This is a genomic window from Amycolatopsis rhizosphaerae (assembly GCF_007713715.1).
GTDB lineage: Bacteria > Actinomycetota > Actinomycetes > Mycobacteriales > Pseudonocardiaceae > Amycolatopsis_E > Amycolatopsis_E rhizosphaerae.
In genome coordinates, this window is record NZ_VJWX01000745.1 from 1 (window position 1) to 2,274 (window position 2,274).

Annotated in this window: 2 protein-coding genes; one reads left to right on the forward strand and one right to left on the reverse strand. The window is 69.8% G+C overall.

What is annotated here, in order from left to right:
- The coding region (locus FNH05_RS36325) for an MFS transporter (protein ID WP_144593363.1) at nt 1-1,442 on the reverse strand (1,442 nt) is incomplete at its 3' end.
- A gap of 99 nt (nt 1,443-1,541) precedes the next feature.
- Here FNH05_RS36325 and FNH05_RS36330 point away from each other — a divergent pair.
- Nucleotides 1,542-2,219, forward strand: a complete 678-nt coding sequence (locus tag FNH05_RS36330) for a TetR/AcrR family transcriptional regulator (RefSeq protein WP_425458529.1) — start codon at nt 1,542-1,544, stop codon at nt 2,217-2,219.
- Nucleotides 2,220-2,274: the final 55 nt, after the last annotated feature.

Here is a 2,274-nt window from a genome sequence, read left to right on the forward strand (position 1 = left end):
CCGCAGAGGACCGCGCCGATCACGAAGATCGCCGCGCCCCAGGTGAACGCGGTGGTGTAGCTGTGCACCGCGGCCTCCACCATCAGCGCGGGGGTGGGCTGCTTGCCCGCGATGAACGAGGTGGCGGCGTTCGCGGCGACCGAGCTGAGCATCGCGGTGCCGATGGAACCGCCGATCTGCTGCGCGGTGTTCACGGTGGCCGACGCGACCCCGGCGTCCTTGGCCTGCACCCCGGCAGTGGCCACGTTCATCGACGGCGCCATGGACAGGCCGATGCCGATGCCGGTGACCATCAACGGGAACAGCACGCCGTTGGCGTAGGTGCTGCCGACACCGAGCCCCGACAGCCACCACAGGCCGACGGCCGCGATCAGCATGCCCAGCGCGACCAGCGGTTTCGGCCCGAACCGGGGCAGCAGCACGCTCGTGGCGACGGTGGCGCTGACCATCAGGGTGCCGACCATGGGCAGGAACGCCAGTCCCGAGCGGATCGGCGAGAAACCGAGGTTCTGCTGCAGGTAGTAGGTCAGGAACAGGAAGATCCCGAACATCCCGATGCCCAGCATGAACACGGCGAGATAGGCGCCGCCACGGTTGCGGTCGAGCACCACGCGCAGCGGCAGCAGCGGATGCGGCACGCGGGCTTCCAGTGCCACGAACACGGCCAGCAGCACGGCACCGGCGACGAGGAAGCCCCAGACCGACGTGGCCGACCAGTCGTGCGTCTCGGCGTTGGAGAAGCCGTAGACCACCGCGAACAGTCCGGAGGAGGCGGTCAACGTGCCGGGGATGTCGAGCTTCGGGCGATACGCGGAGCGCCGGTGGTGCAGCAGCACCAGTCCGCCGATCAGGGCGAGGACGGCGAAGATGATGTTCACGAACATGCACCAGCGCCAGTCGAGGTACTGGGTCAGCACGCCGCCGAGCAGCAGGCCGACGGCGGCACCGCCGCCGGCGATCGCGCCGAAGATGCCGAACGCGCGACCGCGTTCCTTGGCGTCGGTGAACGTGGTGGTGAGCAGGGACAGGGTGGCGGGGGCGAGCAGCGCGCCGAACACCCCCTGTGCGGCGCGCGCGATGACGAGCATCTCGAACCCGTTCGCGGCCCCGCCGACCGCCGAGGCGGCGGCGAATCCGGCGAGCCCGATCAGGAAGGCCCGCTTGCGGCCGAACAGGTCGGAGACGCGGCCGCCGAGCAGCAGCAGGCTGCCGAAGGCCAGTGCGTAGGCGGTGACCACCCATTGGCGGCCGTCAACGGAAAAGCCCAGCTCGTGCTGGGCGGTGGGCAGGGCGATGTTCACGATGGTCGCGTCGAGCACGACCATCAGCTGGGCCAGGCTGATGACGACGAGGATCGGCCAGCGGCGGGCGTGGTGCGGATCGGCGGGCGGGGCGGTGCCTCTGGACGGCTCCGCCACCGCTGTGGTGGCTGACTCGGACATGCGGTTCCCCTCAAGGATGTGGAGTAGGGACCTCCCTTTCCATCTCAACGCTACAGAAAGCGGAGATGATTCCTCGACTTGTTGGGTAGGATGGATTTCATGACGCGGGACACACCGCGGACCGCGACGACGCGTCCGCTCCGGCGCGATGCCGAACGCAACCGCCAGCGCATCATCGCCGCCGCCAGGGAGGTTTTCCGCGAGCGCGGGTTCGAGACGACCCTCGACGACGTCGCACACCACGCCGGGCTCGGCGTCGGCACGGTCTACCGCCGCTTCCCCAACAAGGAACACCTCGTCGAGGCGATGCTCGCCGAACGGCTGGACCAGGTCGCCGAGCTCGCCGGCAAGGCGATGAAGGACGCGGACGCCTGGACGGCCTTCCAGGAATTCCTGTGGCAGGCGGCGGAACTGCTCACCGGCGACCGCGGGCTGCACGACGTGCTGCTGAGCACGCAGTTCGGGCACGACCGCGTCGCGCAGGCGAGGGACAGGCTTGTCCCCGTCATCCGGGACCTCGTCCAACGCGCCAAGGAAACCGGGCAATTGCGCGCGGACTTCGAGCCCGAGGACCTGCCCCTGCTGTTCAAGATGATCGGCGCGGTAGCGGAGTACACCCACACCGTCGCGCCCGATGCCTGGCGCCGCTACGTGGGCCTGCTGATGGACAGCCTGCGGGCGGCACCGGGGCCGTCCACGCCGCTGCCCGTACCCGCGCTGGACATCGACGCCCTGCAGTGCGCCATGGACCAGCCGTGCCGCACCCGCGTGCCCTGACGCCGGGCCCTGACCAACAGCGCCGTGGAGGGGTCGAACAACGGGAGCTTGGTCG

Coding starts and splice junctions, on each gene's coding strand:
- FNH05_RS36330 (WP_425458529.1), top strand. CDS start 1,542: ATGACGCGGGACACACCGCGGACCGCGACGACGCGTCCGCTCCGGCGC.